The sequence below is a fragment of the Chryseobacterium sp. L12 genome, assembly GCF_056133985.1.
In genome coordinates, this window is sequence record NZ_JBVYOF010000012.1 from 22,482 (window position 1) to 40,834 (window position 18,353).

Annotated in this window: 21 protein-coding genes and 1 pseudogene; 10 read left to right on the top strand and 12 right to left on the bottom strand. The window is 34.6% G+C overall.

Annotation, left to right across the window (positions count from 1 at the left end):
• Positions 1-2 precede the first annotated feature (2 nt).
• Positions 3-998 (top strand): hypothetical protein, encoded by a 996-nt coding sequence (locus tag AC0NBN_RS06890; protein WP_160812891.1) that lies wholly within the window; start codon positions 3-5, stop codon positions 996-998.
• Between the two features lie 565 nt (positions 999-1,563).
• On the opposite strand, the gene AC0NBN_RS06895 is transcribed toward AC0NBN_RS06890, so the two are convergent.
• Positions 1,564-2,403: a hypothetical protein gene (locus AC0NBN_RS06895; protein ID WP_160812890.1), complete on the bottom strand. Its 840-nt coding sequence runs from the start codon at positions 2,401-2,403 to the stop codon at positions 1,564-1,566.
• A 142-nt stretch (positions 2,404-2,545) separates the two neighbouring features.
• Positions 2,546-3,541: a hypothetical protein gene (locus tag AC0NBN_RS06900; RefSeq protein ID WP_160812889.1), complete on the bottom strand. Its 996-nt coding sequence runs from the start codon at positions 3,539-3,541 to the stop codon at positions 2,546-2,548.
• Positions 3,542-3,920: 379 nt separating this feature from the next.
• On the opposite strand from AC0NBN_RS06900, the gene AC0NBN_RS06905 reads away from it, so the two are divergent.
• From AC0NBN_RS06905 to AC0NBN_RS06945, 9 genes and pseudogenes are all read left to right on the top strand, one after another.
• Positions 3,921-4,325, top strand: a complete 405-nt coding sequence (locus tag AC0NBN_RS06905; protein ID WP_160812888.1) for a single-stranded DNA-binding protein — start codon at positions 3,921-3,923, stop codon at positions 4,323-4,325.
• A 42-nt stretch (positions 4,326-4,367) separates the two neighbouring features.
• Positions 4,368-5,441: pseudogene (locus AC0NBN_RS06910) on the top strand (DUF932 domain-containing protein).
• A 48-nt stretch (positions 5,442-5,489) separates the two neighbouring features.
• Entirely contained in the window at positions 5,490-5,678 is a 189-nt protein-coding gene (locus AC0NBN_RS06915) for a hypothetical protein (RefSeq protein ID WP_160812887.1), read from the top strand.
• Positions 5,675-5,902, top strand: a complete 228-nt coding sequence (locus tag AC0NBN_RS06920; protein ID WP_160812886.1) for a hypothetical protein — start codon at positions 5,675-5,677, stop codon at positions 5,900-5,902. Before AC0NBN_RS06915 ends, AC0NBN_RS06920 begins: the two co-directional genes overlap by 4 nt.
• The gene (locus tag AC0NBN_RS06925) at positions 5,892-6,410 is read left to right on the top strand and encodes a prtrc system protein e (protein WP_160812885.1); all 519 of its coding nucleotides are present in this window, start codon (positions 5,892-5,894) and stop codon (positions 6,408-6,410) included. The genes AC0NBN_RS06920 and AC0NBN_RS06925 overlap by 11 nt, the downstream gene beginning before the upstream one ends.
• 17 nt (positions 6,411-6,427) lie before the next feature.
• The gene (locus tag AC0NBN_RS06930; RefSeq protein ID WP_160812884.1) at positions 6,428-6,646 is read left to right on the top strand and encodes a PRTRC system protein C; all 219 of its coding nucleotides are present in this window, start codon (positions 6,428-6,430) and stop codon (positions 6,644-6,646) included.
• Between the two features lie 15 nt (positions 6,647-6,661).
• Entirely contained in the window at positions 6,662-7,825 is a 1,164-nt protein-coding gene (locus tag AC0NBN_RS06935) for a hypothetical protein (RefSeq protein WP_160812883.1), read from the top strand.
• 10 nt (positions 7,826-7,835) lie between these two features.
• Positions 7,836-8,552 carry a PRTRC system protein B gene (locus AC0NBN_RS06940; protein WP_160812882.1) on the top strand — a complete coding sequence of 239 codons (717 nt, stop codon included), beginning with the start codon at positions 7,836-7,838 and terminating at the stop codon, positions 8,550-8,552.
• Positions 8,549-9,346, top strand: coding sequence for a PRTRC system ThiF family protein (locus AC0NBN_RS06945; RefSeq protein WP_160812881.1), 798 nt, complete (start codon positions 8,549-8,551; stop codon positions 9,344-9,346). Before AC0NBN_RS06940 ends, AC0NBN_RS06945 begins: the two co-directional genes overlap by 4 nt.
• Positions 9,347-9,718: 372 nt before the next feature.
• Here AC0NBN_RS06945 and AC0NBN_RS06950 read toward each other — a convergent pair whose 3' ends face one another.
• The 10 genes from AC0NBN_RS06950 to AC0NBN_RS06995 are packed head-to-tail and all read right to left on the bottom strand — an operon-like array spanning position 9,719 to position 18,347.
• Positions 9,719-10,147, bottom strand: a complete 429-nt coding sequence (locus tag AC0NBN_RS06950; RefSeq protein WP_160812880.1) for a DUF3872 domain-containing protein — start codon at positions 10,145-10,147, stop codon at positions 9,719-9,721.
• 10 nt (positions 10,148-10,157) lie between these two features.
• Positions 10,158-10,718, bottom strand: coding sequence for a conjugal transfer protein TraO (locus tag AC0NBN_RS06955; protein WP_160812879.1), 561 nt, complete (start codon positions 10,716-10,718; stop codon positions 10,158-10,160).
• Position 10,719: 1 nt separating this feature from the next.
• Positions 10,720-11,622: a conjugative transposon protein TraN gene (gene traN / locus AC0NBN_RS06960; RefSeq protein WP_160812878.1), complete on the bottom strand. Its 903-nt coding sequence runs from the start codon at positions 11,620-11,622 to the stop codon at positions 10,720-10,722.
• 14 nt (positions 11,623-11,636) lie between these two features.
• Positions 11,637-12,938 (bottom strand): conjugative transposon protein TraM, encoded by a 1,302-nt coding sequence (gene traM, locus AC0NBN_RS06965; protein ID WP_160812877.1) that lies wholly within the window; start codon positions 12,936-12,938, stop codon positions 11,637-11,639.
• Between the two features lie 3 nt (positions 12,939-12,941).
• A complete protein-coding gene (locus AC0NBN_RS06970) occupies positions 12,942-13,211 on the bottom strand; it encodes a hypothetical protein (RefSeq protein ID WP_474467657.1) in 270 nt (89 codons plus the stop codon).
• Positions 13,212-13,221: 10 nt separating this feature from the next.
• Positions 13,222-13,845, bottom strand: a complete 624-nt coding sequence (gene traK, locus AC0NBN_RS06975; RefSeq protein WP_160812875.1) for a conjugative transposon protein TraK — start codon at positions 13,843-13,845, stop codon at positions 13,222-13,224.
• Between the two features lie 13 nt (positions 13,846-13,858).
• Positions 13,859-14,851, bottom strand: a complete 993-nt coding sequence (traJ, locus tag AC0NBN_RS06980; RefSeq protein WP_160812874.1) for a conjugative transposon protein TraJ — start codon at positions 14,849-14,851, stop codon at positions 13,859-13,861.
• Positions 14,852-14,853: 2 nt separating this feature from the next.
• Complete coding sequence (locus tag AC0NBN_RS06985) at positions 14,854-15,486, bottom strand: DUF4141 domain-containing protein (RefSeq protein WP_160812873.1); 633 nt, start codon at positions 15,484-15,486, stop codon at positions 14,854-14,856.
• A 21-nt stretch (positions 15,487-15,507) separates the two neighbouring features.
• Positions 15,508-18,018, bottom strand: coding sequence for a TraG family conjugative transposon ATPase (locus AC0NBN_RS06990; protein WP_160812872.1), 2,511 nt, complete (start codon positions 18,016-18,018; stop codon positions 15,508-15,510).
• Positions 18,015-18,347: a DUF4133 domain-containing protein gene (locus tag AC0NBN_RS06995; protein WP_160812871.1), complete on the bottom strand. Its 333-nt coding sequence runs from the start codon at positions 18,345-18,347 to the stop codon at positions 18,015-18,017. The genes AC0NBN_RS06990 and AC0NBN_RS06995 overlap by 4 nt, the downstream gene beginning before the upstream one ends.
• Positions 18,348-18,353 lie beyond the last annotated feature (6 nt).

An 18,353-nucleotide genomic window follows, 5' to 3' on the forward strand; every position in this document is an offset into this window, starting at 1 on the left:
AAATGAAAACGTTTACCAATCCTGAAGGTATATTTGAAATTCACATACCAATTGACTGGGATTATCAGAATGAATTATATGGTTATGAGAACGAATCTCCTTTTAGTTTTCAACCATTTAAAAACCCCTTAGGATGTTTTCAAATTAGTCATTACAATAAACAGCAACCAAATAATAAAATATTTTCAAGTCAAGGTTACTTTGAGCGAAACTTAAAATTTGAAAAAACAAAAATTGATCAAAACGATGGCTTTGTCATAATATTATGGGGAACATGGGTCAAAGAAAATTTCTTTATGGCTAAATATATCTATCGTCCCTTATTGGTAGACGAACAATTAGTTCTTAAAGAAATAGATAAAGCAGAGGAATGTCTAAAATCGTTAATATTCATTGAACCTCAATCTCGCAAACAGGCTATTCACTTCTACCGGTATGAAAAATTTTTATCGGCTTTAGCAGCTACTTTTGACCTAACACAACGTGCACAAGAAAATGAATCCTCTATTGAACTTATTATAATATACGCATCTCAAATTGACGCTTATCTGCGTTTGTGCATCGTTCTTAAATATCAAATTATTGAAAAATCAAACTTGTTTAAGATTAAATACCTCTATCAGGATAAGACAGATAAAGCAATAACAGAAAAACGTATATACAAGGAAGCACATGACATGGGCATTATTTCCACAGAGATTTATGACTTTTTGTTTAATCTATACGCTGAAAGAAACAAAATTGTTCACAGATACATCATTAGTGATATTAAAACTCTCATACTAGATGAGATTGCTGAAAAATATGAAATGATGACAGAAGCCGTACGGCTGATTTTAGCCGGTATTGAAAAAGAACAATTTGAGAATCACACAGGATACTATGGACGTAAGAATCCGCACATTGATAAAAATATGGAGAATGCTGATTTTCTCAAGTCAATGGTTAATGAAAAACATTTTAGCGACAAATTTTATAGACAGCTTCCTGAAAAATAAATTTTTATTTTTTTTTGTGTCAAATGTAAATTTAAGTACATTTGCATTATTAAACATATCATGTGCAAAAGAGTATTGTTGCTAACAATCAAAATTTTTGTAACATGAAAACATGTTTATTTTGCTCCTTGTGGAGACCGGTATTTGTAAGAGCTTATACTAGAATACGTTTCGGGCGTCTAGAGTACGTTATTCAACATTGCAGGTCAAGACCTGGACAACACTAATTAAGCAAGGATTTATCCTTGCTTTCTTTTTTGGTATTATGTCCATTAAAATTTAGTTATCAGGTACGCCTTAGTGAAGTTTTTTGTTTGTTACTTCTTACAGGATTTAGCTTTACATCATAAAGATAAGTATAGCTGCAAAATTGTATTTAAATAAAAAGAATTTTTATGAATAAAAGATTAGACTACTACTATCTTCCCAAAAAATACTGGAAGCTACATTTGTTCAGAGACACAAGTTGCGAGAAAAAATTCGCAGAAGGTGCAGAGTTTGATATGCCTTCTTAATTTTTTTTAAACTTATTGAATGCAGGCTAAATATAAGTAAGACCTAAAACTTATAAATATAATCCATTATCAGATATTTCACCTTTAAGACTTTTATCATTATTGCCAAAGAAGCCATTTATAACAAAAAATAAATCATCTTTAATTTTCTTCACTTTTTCTTGATGTTGGTTCTCTTCTTTTAACTGACTTTTTATTAATATAAATTCCTGACTTAGTACTTGATGAAATCCCGTCATAAATAAAATGCTTAAAATAAGCTGGCACTGTGCTACTAATTTATCTAAATCTTCTTTAAATTCAGAAGATTCAATCTCAATCTTACGTGAATGATCGAAGTATTGTAAATTAATTGGAATGGGTTGTTTTATCGGAAAGCCGTTGTAATGTTTTACACAATTCGAAATCCAGTTGATTTTCTCAGATATTTTAAATGAGTTTACTGTTTTCAAAAGATCTTTTTCTATGATATTCTTCAGATATGAGTTGATGTCAATGAAATTATTTTCAAAATCAAGATCTTTAAAAAACTCATCTAAAATGTTTAATAAGTCTTTTAGATAACTTTCATATTTATGATAAGCTCCAACATATCCTAACCTTATTGTCTCATAGTAGTTCTCTTTAAGTTCTTCATTTGTAATATTTATTAGATGTTTGTATTTCGATGATTTCAAATTTTTTTGAAAGTCATGTGATGCTCTTAAGGAAGCAGGTAAATAGTACTGAACAAAAAGATTTTTGAATGCACTTATTTCTGAAATATATCTTACAACAAAATTAAACATCTTATTACCCAGTGGATCATCTTGGGTTAAGGAAAAGTCAGGTATTTGAGAAAATTGCTTTACTAAATTTTCTACCAAAGTATCAATTGGATTTTTTTTCATGTGTACAACTTCTTTATTAACTGATAGTAAATCACTTAAACAAAATTAATTTAATTTAGAAGGATTTACTTTTGTATAATGATGGTAAGCTTACTAAACTTTAAGCTAATAATTATTTAAATCTCATTTGATGGCAAAAAGTCTATTTCTGATCATAAAAACCTCCTTCACCGAGTGGAGACCAATACGCAAATTTGCAATATTTGTTAGTTCTCTCCTCCTCAGGAATAAATTTTACATTTCCTGGAAGGATACGGTTTTTTTTTAAGTTATTTGAAGTTAAAAACGCTAACATATTTTCTGCGATTACAACTGCATATTCAATCATTTCTTGTATAAAACCAGTCAGAGAAGTCTTTTTTAATTGACTTCCATTGTAATCAATTGATATCGTTGGTGTAAGTATGTTAGAGTCAATTTGGAGTTCAAAATTTGAAATATTAATTTCATTACGACGATGGTCCAAGCAATTTCTTATGTTTCTAGATAACATGATAATTGGTAAAACTTCTTCTAAAAATCTGGAGAAATCATCCTCTGCTTTATATTTTTCCTGCAAGTATTCCAAGAATTTTGAATAATATGATTGTTCGCTGAAGTCTGGATAAAATTTTCGAATTAACGAAAGCTGTGCTTGATAAAACTGGTCAAGTTTCTGAAAAATAGTCTTGCATTTAGTTTTAATATTTATTATGGATGGAGTTGCATGATCTAATCCCTTGTTCTTACGTAGGTCATATTCTGTGGCAGCTTGCTGTTCCATTTCTTTTAGAGCTTCGGCTTCTTTTATCATTTCGGATAACTCTTGTAACATATCAACAACAAGCCAAGTTGAATCAGCAATATTAATTGATGCATCAACATATTCAGCCTTAAATAATCTTTTTGCAAGTAAAAATATTCTTGAAAATATTTCAGATTCAGTTCCGAATTCAAATAATAATTTTTGAGAATTTAATGGTAAATCAGGATTTTCTCGATTTGGATCGATATCATCTGCAAAAATAAGTTCGTAAACTGCAAATTCTTTTATAATTAGCAAATGATCATCAATCTTAAACATTTCCATTATTGCACCATCTTCCTTAGAACCGATAGAAATTTGACCGCCTCTGTTTCTTAGATTACTTTTATCCATACTTTAAATATACTCTTTTTTATATAGACAGAAAATTATAATTAATGGGCTTTCAACTCTACTATGATTAGTATTAAAATCAGATATTCTTTTTGAAAATTTTTAAAAAAAAATCGGTAAAAAGGCAGCTAAGGTATTGTTGCCAGCCGTCCGCTTATCCTACCAAAAGACTACGGCATAAACGGTTTCCTCCCTAAAGGTACCCTCCAATTATTCCGTTTCCTTTTGGTCTTTACTCTTTGTCAACACTTCATATCTGCTTTCTTTTTTCCGGTTTTTCTTTTGAAAAATATTCAGCGAAGCCCAACGAGGCTTTCAGAGAAAGGACGGAGAAAAGATTGAAAACAAATTAAAATGTACAATCTTAAAACAAGCAGTTATGAACATTATCGGAAGACTGACAAGAGATGCGGAAGTTCGCACCCTGTCAAATGAAAAACAAGTAGTCAATTTCTCAATTGCTACCAATGACAATTATCGCAACAAACAAGGCGAACGAATCGAACAAACCACCTATTTCGACTGTGCCTATTGGATTTCTGCAAAAGTCGCTGAAATTCTTACCAAAGGAACTTTAGTGGAATTAAGTGGTAGAGCCTACACCTCAGCATGGATAGGAAAAGACGGAGAAGCACACGCAGGATTAAATTTTCATACTTCACAAATCAAATTTCACGGCAGTAGTAAAAAGGTGGATAAACAAACGCCAGAGACAGAAAGCAAATTAAAGAATGAAAAAATTGATTCGAATGCTAACGATAAAGACGATGACCTACCATTTTAAAAAACTCAAACACAATTTGTTCAACATTTAAATATTAATATCATGGCACATAATTTAAATTTCAACGACAGAACAGGGAAATACTCATTTTTCAGCGTAAAAGAAAAAGCATGGCATAACTTGGGGCAGATTGTAGAAGAGCATCCTACAAGTGAAGAAGCCATCAAATTTGCAGGTCTCGATTATGAGGTAGAAAAATCTCCATTATTTACAAAAGGTAGAGGTATTACAGAATCTCAAGACGCATTGATAATGAGCAATTCAGAATTGGAAGTTCCGAACTACTTCGCCAATATCCGCACCGATAACAACACAGTTTTAGGAGTAGTCGGAAAGGATTATCAAATTGTACAAAACCGCGAAGCATTTTCATTTTTTGATTCTATCGTAGGCGGTGGTGACGGAATTTTGTAGGAGACCGCAGGAGCTTTAGGAAACGGTGAAAAAATTTTCATTACTGCTAAACTACCTGATTACATCCGTGTCGGAAATTGTGACGACATCACAGAAAAGTATATTTTCCTGACGACTTCACATGACGGAAGCGGAAGTATTACCGCCGCTTTTACCCCAATACGCATTGTTTGTCAAAATACCTTGAATGCATCTTTACGCAATATGAGCAATGTTGTAAGAATTAGACATACATCAGGCGCAAAACAACGTTTGGAAGATGCTCACAAAGTCATGGGAATAGCTAATACCCTAAGTAAAGAATTAGAAAGCACTTTTAATTATTGGTCAAAAATTACAATTGGTGATACTGAAATGAAAAGACTGATTCAATTGGCACTCTGTCCTAATAAAGAAACTTTAAACCATCTACAAAAAGGAAATTTTGATGAATTGTCAACAGTTTTCAAAAACACAGTGGATGATGCTTTTGCCTATGCTATGATGAGTGATACCCAACAGATGGAAACGACTAAAGGTACTTTGTTTGGCGCTTACAATGCAGTAACAGGATTTTATCAGAATGTTAAAAGTTACAGAGATGATGAAGCTAAATTACAGTCGATTGTAATGGGTGGTACTGCTCAAATGAAATCTCAAAAAGCTTTCGAGTTATGTACAGGATTCGCCAAAGACGGAGCAGATATTTTCAAATTAAATTAACAATTGAGGTAACCGTCTTCACAGACGGTTACCATAAAAAATTATTTTATGAAAATCAAGGATTTACACGGAAAAAGCATTGAAATAACCGATTTGGAAAAGGCTTTAAAACAAGCTGAAAACTATAAAGGATATTCCCACAAAGATAAAAGCTTTGCAGAGTTTGATAGAAAACAAAAAACTTATTGGACTGATATTTATGACAAACTGCTACTGCTTAAAAAAAAATCAAAATGAGCATTCTTTCAAACAAGACAGATTATAAAGCTTTATCCTTTATTGGCAAAATTCTAAAAGATTTTGAAAATTTTCATCTATTAAATATTACCCAAGTAGATGATGAAGATTTGGCAAAGGCAAGAAATTTAATGACAGCTATTATCCATTCTAACGGATACAGGATTAATTATGACAGAAATTCTAAAAAATCAATTTTAAAAGACAATCAAAATGAATACTAATTTTTTCAGCCTACTCACTCAAATTGAGTTTACAGGCAATTTAAATATATCGATTCAGAAAGCAACAGATAATAATTGGATTGTCTCCGTACTGCTACAAAACAGCGGATGTGGAGATGATGCAAAAAACAGAATACCACCATTAAATCTGCGTGGCAGTGCTGAAGATTTGGACAGTGGATTTTTTGAAAACATTATACAGCCCATACAGTCGGCATCCTACTTAATGGTCAACATGGATTCATTTATGGTGCAGTTGGAAGAAGCCAAAAAACATTCTGCGATGGAAAAACAAAATTCTGACAAGGAAAAGAAAGCCAAAGACGAAAGGGAGAAAAAATATAGAGATGCGATGAAAAAAGCAGAGGAGCTTGAAAATGAATCAAAATTTAAGGATGCATGGTCAGCATTACCCAAAGCGTCAGAATATCCCGAATATTCAAAAGAAATATTGGAAAAACAGGAGATATACGAAAAAGAATTTGCCCCTAACCTATTTACCTCTTAACCTTAAAAATTAATCCTATGTTACTCGCAACAGAATTAGAAAGAGTCTTTATCATTATCGATAAAGGACAGGAGATAAAACTCAACGACCCTGAACCTAAATGGAGTGTTGAAGCAGTAATGAATTTTTACGCTAACACCTACCCCATTCTGACCACTGCAAAAGTATCTGCACCTGCTATCCGTGATGATACTGTGCAATATACTTTTGAAAGTGTTATGGGAACTAAAGGATAACCTAAAAACAGTATTATGAACTATGCAACGCAAAATCATATCGGGAACTATCAAAATCCCACAGCAAAAACAGCAGAAGCAACTGCACAGACAATTGGGAGAGTTCTCACAATGGATGAATCGTCCAAAAGATGCAGGCGAAATCAGAAAAGATTATCGGAAGTCAGTTCCAACAGTAATGATTCCAATGCTTTTTTGAAGTGTTCTTTTCTTCCTACGTTAGAGAAAACTGAAACTGTACAATATCATCAGAAGTCAAAAAGATTTGAAAGGGATTTTTATCGATCCCTTTCTTTTCTCAAAGAACATTATCAGATTAATTCAAGACAATTTAAGGATTTTGAATATCCCTATAATATTGCATTGGAAATTCAAGATGTTCAGAATCAACTTAAGAACAAAACTCGAAATTGGGAAGAAATCCAATTGATACAAGATAAGGGAAAGGTTTATTTCACGAGTGAAGAACGATACAATACTGGAGCAATCCTATACTACATTCCTGTTATTCCACTTTATAAGTTATCAAAAATTAAAAAGTATAAAAAAACTTTTCATATTATGCTTTCTGTTTACAGCTATTTGTATCATATTGTTGATATTCCTTACTACAGACAGGAAGCAAGTTATCTGTATTGGATGTACGAAATGTTTGAGCAATGGGCAAATGAAGATGATGAAGACCAAGAGAATATCAATCTACTGTTAGATATTAAAAGTGCTGAATGGATAGGCGATTCTATTGAAAAGAAAATCTATAATCTTCAAAACTTAGAACAGTTTAAAACAAGGTTAGAACGGTTCAAAGCGAATGATGATTTTGATAAAAACTGTTTTAGTTTAGCAGAATCCTTTTACAATTTATCACTACAGTTCCCCAATTCAAATATTCTGAAAAATGCAAAATCTAATGTGATATATAATCAATATGATGATGAAGCGGATGATAACATCGTTACAATGGATAAATACATTTCATTCTGTGCTGATGCACAAGGTTATTTATTTAATACTCTTTTTCAAAGTGTTAATAATGAACTGCAGGAGTATGGACAAATTGAAGAACCTGCTGTCATTAAATATTTTGATAACCCTAATGCAGATACAAGCAATCTTGATTTTGAACATCAAATATTTAACCTAATTGAAGAACTTATTGATTTAATGACCAATATTTAAATATAAACCAATGGAAAATATAATAAAAGATTTCGGAGTACTGTATAATCCTGTGTCTGCTTTAGTTTTTTATCAATCTTCTGAAAGTGATAGAGATACTTATGTTGAACATTTTGATATGGATAAGAACGGAAATCCCATAAATGCACACCCTTTGACAGTTCGTGAAGCAAAATATCTGTCCAAAGCACTCTCTATTGAAACAGAAAAGAATAAAGAGTTTTTAAGACCTCAAAATATCCTTAGCGATAATATTCTCCATATTAATCCAAGCAAAAACGGTTCTGTTATATGGTACAGCAAAAGTCGTTTTGAAAACCTATTCTTTTCCGAAAATCTGGAAATTAATAATGGTAAGGCGTCAATCCCTGCGCTAATATGGTTTGCCCACAAACAGAGTTTAGTGATATTCGCACTATCTTCTGATAGAAGACCAACGGAAAAAGCAAAGCTATACCATGCACCCTTTTTCAATATCTATGAAAGCGGAAATGTTTGCATGGGAACTGTAGATGTTAATATTAAAAATTCCTCCTCTGTTGAAGAATTTACCAAAGCTTGGGAAAATTATTTTTTTAACAGCTATTTCAGCCATTTAATGAATGGACATAACCCGATCAAAGGAAATTGCGTCAATCTTTGGAAAGAACTCATTAACACAGAAAAAGCATTTCCAAAAAATGTACTGAAAACAACAAATAAAACCCTCAAATATTTATTGCCATGACAACCGAAAAAACAAAAGTTCACTTTACTGATAACTATCTAATAAGTCCTACAAACCCTGTAACTGTAAATGTTATTGGAGCAGGTGGAACGGGTTCAAAGGTTATGACAGCATTAATGGAAATGAATCATAGCTTAATTGAGATGGAACACCCTGGACTCCAGGTTCGTTTGTGGGATAATGATATTATTACCTCAGCCAATTTAGGGAGACAGCGATTTGCGGAGTCTGAGAAAGGACTTTATAAATCAGTGGCATTAATAAACCGCTGTAACCGATGGACAGGAACTAATTGGAAAGCAGAAACCAAAAAGTTTGCTTGGGAAAAAGAAAGGTATTACCCCGAAAATGTTGAAGCCAATATCTACATATCCTGTGTTGACAATGTTTCTGCACGTTTTGAAATTGCCGACATTTTAAAACATAAAAGACATCATAATCCAAATTTAAAATACTGGCTGGACTTTGGAAATACCAAAGACAGAGGTCAAGCCATACTTTCCACCATCGGAAATATCAGACAACCGAATTCTGAAAAATATGAAGCTGTTGCAAACCTACCCTTTATTACAGACGAGTTCCGAGATTTGCTAAAAAATTCGGAACAAAGTGACAATACGCCAAGCTGTTCCGTTGCTGAAGCACTTGAAAAACAGGATTTATTTATCAACTCTTCATTAGTGCAAATTGGTTGCAGTTTACTTTGGAATTTGTTTAGATATGGGTTCACACCATATCGAGGATTCTTTCACAATCTCAAGGATTTCAATACCCATCCCTTAAAAATCGAGTGAGAAAAATTTCGGCAAAAAGGCAATTCCGACTTTAGTCGGAACAGTCTTTTTGCATATTATATTGATACAACCTATTTGAATACCCAATCAATCCATTGCTTTCAAAAAAGTTGTGGATAGTGTTCAGATGTCGTTTAGAAAAACGACAGAAAAAGATAATTTCTCCCTGCACTCGAAAACATCTTTTTGTTGATCGATAGCAACACTTTTGATGTCCACTAGAGTTTCCACTTCATCTCAAAAAAGTTGCAGTTTTAAAGCATTTAATTCGTAATTAAATATTATACTAAATACTTTTTTATAATGATCTCATTGTTTAGCTTCATAAAAAAAGCTTGGTCTAAAACCAAGCCTTACATTTCAATTTAATTACTATGAAGCATTATCGAATTCAAAATCTATTTTAGTTTCATTTCCAAAACTATCTCTGATCCAAATACTAAATTTATGCGATTCTACTGATTCAGAAGTGTAATGCAGCCTAAACTGTTTTTGCGGCAATAAATATTCATCATTAGGCAGATAAGGTGGGTCACTGTAATATTGAAGTTTTCCACTTCCTTCGTATTGAAAATATCGAATACTATACTTTGTTTCATTAAAGTTAGATGCCGTTACCAATGAAATTCTAATTTCCACGGTTTCATTCTCCTTTATCTTTGTGGGAACAGGCATCACTTGTACTTCAAACGGAAAGTTCTGTTCTATTTCCAAATCGTTATCCTGACAGGAACTTAAAAAGAATACGATAAGTAAACACTTAAATAAATTAGAAAATTTACACTTTATTATATTGTTCATTATATTATTTTTAAAAATTATAACGTAATCCAAAACCAAACAGAGAGTGTAACGCACCAAGCTGACTGTCTTGCAAAAAGCGCAGTTGTCCATTTAATGTCAATACAAAATGCTCTGTCAAATAACTTTCTAAAGAAAGCTTTCCTGCAGCACCATAAATGAAATTTTCGGTTTCATTTAGGATTGAGCCATCATCCAGCTTATATATCCCTCGGTTGACTTGTTCATATCCCACTAAACCACTTATACCAAAATTAAAATTGAAATTGCGCAGGGTATCTCCTAACAAATAGAAACTGTAACCGCCATTGAGTAAAAAAGTTTCCATGGGGATATCGTAATTACTATATTTATAATATTTCCGGCTGTACTCAGCCATTCCAAAAAAGTATTTGCCATTCTTTCCGTAAGAAATAAGTCCTGCAGTTAAAACATAGTTTTGCTTTTTAGGAGAACTGGAAAATACTGAATAAGACATTTCAAATCCTTTTTGCTTGGGAATCATTTGCTGTGCGAAAGATTTCACATTGAATGTTAGAATCATGATTATTACTGTAAATAGCTGGCTCATTTTAATTGGTTTTAAAGTTTAAGCTGTCGATTAGTTTTGCACCAATAAGCTCTGTATTTTCTAACTGAACTTTTTGGTGTCGTCCACCATTTCTTTCAATAACCTCAATTTCCAAAACCTGATCTTTAAGTAGGGTAAATTGATTCAATAAATAAACTGCAGTAATATGAGAATCATGTGCAACGGTCATCACTGGCGAATAGATCCTGACAGGCTCCAGTTGCTTATCCTGAATAACAGTTCTTTTAAAATTTTTCTTGTCTGCAATTTTAAAGTTAATCATCTCAATGTCATAAGCTACATTACTGCTGTTATCAACCTCAATCGTAAAATAGAATTTGCTGTCATTCACGTGTAATGCACGAACAGAGAATTGAATACCGAAACTTTTTGACGCAATGTGCTTAACAGTTTTACGGCTTTTTCGATACAGGCTTTCCATGATTAATTTTGTCAGGGATGAAGAGCTTCCTTTGAGATCTTCAAAAAGTACGTCTGTAGAAAATTGTCTCTCAATATTTCTCTGCATCTTTGCAAGATCATAACTGAGAGCTGCTGGAAATGCACTGTAAAAGACATCAAAACAGTAAAATTTACCATCTTCTGTGATGACAGAAAAATTGGTTTCTTCTTCAAAATCCCTAACTGCAGATTTTATTCGGAGAACGTTGCCAACCGGCTCTGTTTTATTGGCGACTAACAGTTCACTTCCCAGATCAACATAGCGTATCGCTGAAGGAAATATCAAATGGCTGGTTTTATTATAGGTCACCTGCATATTGAAAGGTTGTAGTTTTGCCTGTTCTAATGATACGTTCATGGTTGCTGAATCCTGACCTGATATTCTGCTTACAAACAGCAGAAATAAGATTATAAGAACATAATGGCTCTTTTGTGTATTCATTTTTAATTTTTTGATTAGTTATTTTTAGGCACCAGCAGGACTTCATGTCCAGCTTTTACCGTTAATTTTAATTGTCTGACTTTTTTCTGAAAATAGCCTGACAATCCCTGTACTACTCCCCTGCTGAGATCAGCTGCAATCTGTTGTCCTGCGGATTGAGTCATCATAATATTGGTTCCCGAAGTCTGGCTCATATTGGCAACTATATCATTTACAGTATTTTGTTCAGGTGAATACGGAACATATAAACCTGGCTGTCCATCATTATCATGAACATTGATTTCAACCGCATACACATTCCCTTTATATTGTATGGAAGTAATTTTTAAATGAACTCTCCCGCTCTGAAATTTACCGGTTGCTGTTAAAAGGCTTCCTGCCGGAATTTCAGTGCGCCCCAACTGCATTCCTTCAGAAAGTCTTATAGATAATGTACTCTGATTGACAAGCAGCTTTGTTTCAGAAACAGTACCTTTTATGGCATTTTTAATTTGAGCTGAAGTATTTGTAGCTTTTTGGATATCATAAAATCTATTCTGATTCAGTCCTGCAATAAAAACACTGTCGGATTGCTCTCTATATAATGTTGAAACAATACCGGAATACACTGGTTTTGCTGCTGTAAGCTTTATCTTCTCTTCAGTGGGTTTTTTATTCACTTCGGATGCGGATGTATCTCCCTGCTTCGCAGTTCCAGGAAGATACTTAGCAGCCATCTGATACGATTTTTCCATCAGCTCTAACTGGTCATTGATTCCAAGTCCAGCCGGAACACTATTATTCTGCATTGCTTCACTCTTCAATCTTGAAATTTCTTTCCGAAGCGCGTTGACTTCTTTATCCTCACCAACATAGAATGAGTTTAAGGCTTGCTGTGCATTACGGTAACTGCTCACTGCATTTTGGTTGGGTTGCTGAAGTTCATTTGTGATATCCGGTGTAGCTGTTAAATTACTGTTATCGGATTTTAAAGCATTCTGATCATCCCAGTAGTCCGACAAAGTGTTTATCACATTTTTTTTCTCTTCATTCTTCTGCTCTAATAAGAGCTGCTCATAAGCCTTTTGCTTATCAGACTGTAACTGACCATCTTTCGCCTGAGGAATAGAAGCATTAAAACCAGCATCTTCAACGATAGTACTGTTTGATTTTGGTCTAAAAATTAGATAGAGGCAAGATGCACACACTACAGCCATCAAAAAATAAATGACTGGTTTCTTCACTTTCTCCCATTGGACTTTTGGATTATTGTTTAACCCGATAGAATTTTGGGGAAGATCATTTTCTGTAATTTTAATTTTTTCAGAATCTTTCATATCCTATTTTTTTGTAGTTGACTGGATTAAACCAGTATGTCCCAAACATTTTTCTACAGGTTTTTTAGAAATACCGTCAATATGATTGATGGACATCGTATTGAATCTCTTATCTTTAGAAATACAGATATTAATGATGACGATGAAGGTCACGAGGACATAACTGCCAAAGAAGACCTTAGTCAGTAATCGCTGTTGTTCTAACCGCAGACTTTTCCAGTGATCTTCAGTCTGAAGAATATAATGTTCAATTTTATCTCTTAGCTTTTTCATTATTGTCATTTTAGCGTTCAACAGTTTCAACATCTTTATTTTCAATTACATTAAATTTTTCAATAGTAAAACCCTGCGGATTACTGTCAGACCTGACAGAATTGACCAATGAGCAATCCGTTATCAAATTTCTGATGGTTAGATTACTTGACCTGATAATGAACTGTCTTGCGTATGTTTTTACATTATACGGATAGCTTTCAAAGTTGGCAACGACACTGTCAACCTCAATTCTTTGCTGGATATTTCCGGAAATAATTCTGTTGTAATATCCTTTCTCCTGAAGGTCTTTGTAATAGTTAAATGCCGATTGGTCGGCCAGATAAAATGCTCTTTTTACATTGCTTTCAATAGCATTTTTGTCAGGTGCTATGGTAAAGAACAATTCGTGGAACCGTCTGACATGCTCCCTGGCTTCAACTGGTCTGTTGATGGACATATCCTGAGATAAAGCCACCATTAGCGATTTTCCATTATCAAGGACATAAATTTTCTGACGCTGTTCTTCTGCAAACTGATATGATTTGAAGACAACCACTCCCACAACTGCAAAACACAGCATAGCAAAAACAAACGTAAACAAACGGATTTGCCTGAAGCTGCTTTCAATATTTCTTAAAGTTTTAAATTCCATAGAACTATTTTTTTTATTTTAATAATCTCCCTGAAATATTACCTGTTCCGGTACCAGCTGCAGCTCCTGCGATATTTCCTGTTTTTGAAGCGGTCTGATTGACATTGCGCATAAAATTACCTGCACCTCCCGCCTGAATGATCCAGCCAGTTACTGTAGGAACCGTAAAATATCCGATGATACCAATGACCATATAAATAATATAGACTGTATTGGAGGTGTCAGGTATAAAGGTTGGATCTGCCAGCATTTCTATATCCCGTTCCAAAATGAGTGATTGGATTTTTGCCAGAATTGAGCTGAAGATATCTGCAACAGGCAACCAGAGATAAACACTTATATATCTGGTCAGCCATTGTGTTAATGTCGTCTGAAATCCATCCCAAACTGAAATCGCAAAAGCTATTGGACCCAGAATGGAGAGAACAATAAGAAAGAAGGTTCTGATCGTGTCAATAACCAGTGCAGCAGCCTGAAAGAGAATTTCCAAAAATTCTCTAAAACCGTCTCTTATCTGTTTCTTAACTTCAAACATCTGCCTTTCCATGTACATACCTGACATGGTAACTAAATCCGATGGCGACCAACCAAGCTCTTCCAGTTTTTTATCAAATTCTTCGTTCGAAATCAGATAGGCCATTTCAGGATTTCTAAGCATGGCTTCTTTTTCGAGAAGGTCTTTTTTCTGTTGTAATTCATTCAGGTCTAACACCTGATTTTCCAGCATTGAATGAGTTCCCTGAACAACAGGACTTAAAACACCATTAATACTTCCCAACACCAATGTGCTGAAAAACATAATGCAGATACCGATGGCAAATGGTCTGAGCATAGGAAACAAGTCAATAGGTTCTGCACGGCTTAAGGACTGCCATACCTTAATGGCTACATAAAACAGTGCTCCCAATCCTGCGACACCTTTTGCAACAGCTGCCATGTCGGCACAAAGCGGCATCATTTCTTCATAAACGGAGCGCAGTACTTCGTGTAAGTTATTAGGCTCCATTTCTACCAGTATTTTTGATTAGAGGTTCCGTATAGATTTAGCACCCTCTGGGTATTGTTCTGTTTTTTTGCTCTCAGATAGCTGACAGAAATATTTTTATTGGTAAAGTATCTTACCAGATTGTGATAATCTTTAACTTCCTTATAGACCCGGTCAATGACATCCATCCTTTCTTTATCATTCAAAGATAGATTGGTAGAGGTGACAATCTGTTTCAATTCTTTGAGCAGCTCCGTACTTTCATTGAGTAATGTCGAATAGCCGTTGGCGATAGCAGTCAGCTCCTGAGCATTAAAACTTGGGTCATTAAGCATCTTTCCGAAATTGTTGACATACATATCGGAAACATCACCCACTAACAGAACCGTCTGCTGCACTTTTCTTGCATCTTTGACAAGATTATTGACAGCTTTCAGTTTGTCGTAATATTCTTTTCCCTGTTCATAGACCTTCTTGACTTCGTTGAAATTCTTAACGACATTTGATACTGTTGATGAGGTCTGCACAATCTCATTAGCAGAGTTTAAAATCCCTGAAGCCAGATTAGCAGGATCAGTTACTACAAATTGTGCTTTAACAAATGTTACGGTAGCGAAAAATGCTAGTGCTAATGTTTTGATGATTAAATTTTTCATTGTTGTAAAATTTTAAAGGATTTAATTTTCTTTAGTATTCGATTTTATTCTCTTAAGAGAAATTCTTTTGATGGCATGTTCTACATTGCCGTCAAGTTCAGAAGCCAGATTCATGACCTCCATTTTTTCTGTTTCTTCAGTCGTATAGGCTAGATATTCTTCAGTGGAAACTTCAGTGGCGTAGACCGCTGAATGAGTTCCTCCTAGTCCTATCCAGACTTCTTTGTAAAGTCTTCTTGGATCATTGTTCATGTTGATTGACAATACCTGAGATTTTTCTTTGTCAGTCAACCCCAGCATTGCCTGAATATCGTCGAACTTATTCATGTATTTTCGCTGGTCGAGAAGGATTTTACAGTCTGAATTATTGATAATACTTTCCTTGACAATGGGTGACTGGATGATATCATCGACTTCCTGAGTTACTACGATGGCTTCTCCGAAAAATTTCCTTACCGTCTTGAATAGGTATTTGATGTATTCTGCCATTCCCTCCTTGGCAATAGCTTTCCAGGCTTCTTCGATCAAAATCAGTTTTCTGATACCTTTGAGTCTTCGCATTTTATTGATAAAGACTTCCATAATGATTATGGTCACAATAGGAAACAGAATTTTATGATCTTTAATCGCATCGATTTCAAAAACAATAAAACGTTTTGATAACAAGTCCAGCTGTTTTTCTGAATTCAACAAATAATCATACTCACCGCCTTTATAATAAGGTTCCAGAACATTCAGAAAGTTCGCAATATCGAAGTCCTTTTCTCTGACTTTCTTCTGCTCAAGAACTTTCTGATAGTCTTCTTTAACATAATTATAGAACCCGTTAAATGAAGGATGCTCATCGTCATTTTTGATCATTTCAATATAGCCGCTGACTGCATTGGATAATGCCACTTCTTCCGAACGGGTCGGTGGTTCATCATCTCTTTTCCAGAGCGTGAGGATGAGTGTTTTTATACTCTCCCTTTTTTCTATATCAAAGATTCCGTCATCTGTATAGAAGGGATTGAAAGCAATGGGGTTGTCTTCAGTGTAAGTAAAGTACACTCCGTCCTCTCCTTTGGTTTTTCCCCGGATCAGTTCAGATAGTCCCTGATAGGAATTACCGGTATCGACCAGCAATACATGAGCGCCCTGTTCATAATACTGTCTTACCATATGGTTGGTGAAGAAAGATTTACCACTGCCAGAGGGACCCAGAATAAATTTATTTCTGTTGGTAATAATACCCTGCTTCATCGGAAGATCTGAAATATCGATATGAATAGGTTTTCCTGTCAGGCGGTCAGCCATCTTAATTCCGAATGGTGATGGAGAATCCTGATAATTTGTTTCTTGGGTAAAAAAACATAAGGCAGGCTCAATAAATGTATAAAAGCTTTCTTGACTTGGGAAATCTGCTGCATTCCCGGGAATGCCAGCCCAATACAGAGTGGCTGTATCAGTAGTGTTATGTCGTGGTTTGCATTCCATCAAGGCCAGTGCACTTCCGGTGTCATTCTTCAATTGTTTTAGCTCTGCAGGATTATCTGACCACGACATGACATTGAAATGAGCACGTATGGACTGTAAACCGAAAGAATGGGCTTCGTTAAGGTATTTTTCAATCCATTCTTTATTAATTTGATTCGCTCTGCTGTATCTTGCTAATGAATGCATATTCCTCGCAGATTTTTCAAACTTGCTTAAATTCTCATCACTGTTATCAATAAATAAATACTGATTATAAATATGATTGCAGCTTAACAACAACCCAACCGGGGATGCAAAAGACAGAAGACAGTCACTGCGGTCAGTACTTAATTTTTCATACCGGCTGTTTGATGAGACCGTACCCGGTAAGTCCTCTGTATCAGACAAAGTATGCATACTGATGCGGTTATTTCCTATCCGCATCTCTTCTGAACCCAACTTAATATCCTGTAATGGGGGATTGATTTCACGGGATAATGTCAGGTACTGCTCCAGTAACCCTAACTGTTCAGCAGTTCCTGATATTTCATCTTCCGTCATTCTATCAAGATGAATATAACCGCTGTCATTCATTATCCTCTCCAGCTGATCAACAGCTTCGAGAAAACGGTTGATGACTTCTTTGTCTTTAATCTCTTTAGGAATCAGTTTGCCTTTACATAATGATGAAAAGTTACTCTGCATCCTCATTCTTTCTTTACTTGTTTTGGTAATGAACAGGTAGCAGTAATGATTTAAGAAAGGTCTTTCACTGAAGTGTCTCTCAAAAGATTTTGAAAGAAAACTCTGGTCATCTTCAGAGAGATCAGGATTATAGTTCTCTTTAATAAACCAATCCTGCTTATGAACAACGGTAAAGTCAGGTAAAGTCTTAATCCCCTTGAACCATGCAGAGTGAATCGCATCATACTCAGCAGAGGCTACGGTAAACAGTTCAGGAAGTCTGACCTTGAAGCAGACTGTTACATCAGCGTCTTTTGAAATGATACAGTCATTTTCAATCGCAAGCAGTGGAAATTTACTCTCCAAGGTTGCTGCTTTGGAAGAATTTCTCATGCTGAAGGTTTTTTACGGTTTGTTCTGAGATATCTGTGAATGCTCTTGCGGCTGATAATGTATTTAGGATGTTTTTTAACAGCACCTAATTTCATTAAGCCGTACTCTCCGTATTTTCCGTTCAGTGCGAAAGTTTGCCAGATCAGAAGCCCACTGCTGAATCCTCCAAGTATTAGACATAGATAGGTATTGACGCCAGCCATATACATAACCATGACACAAATCAATAATCCAAGCAGCCCGCCTGAAAAAATAAAAAGGTATTGTGCTTTCAGACCCTTAAATTCTACCGTCCTCCCTATTCCTTTGTTGATGTGATAGGTATTCATAATCAT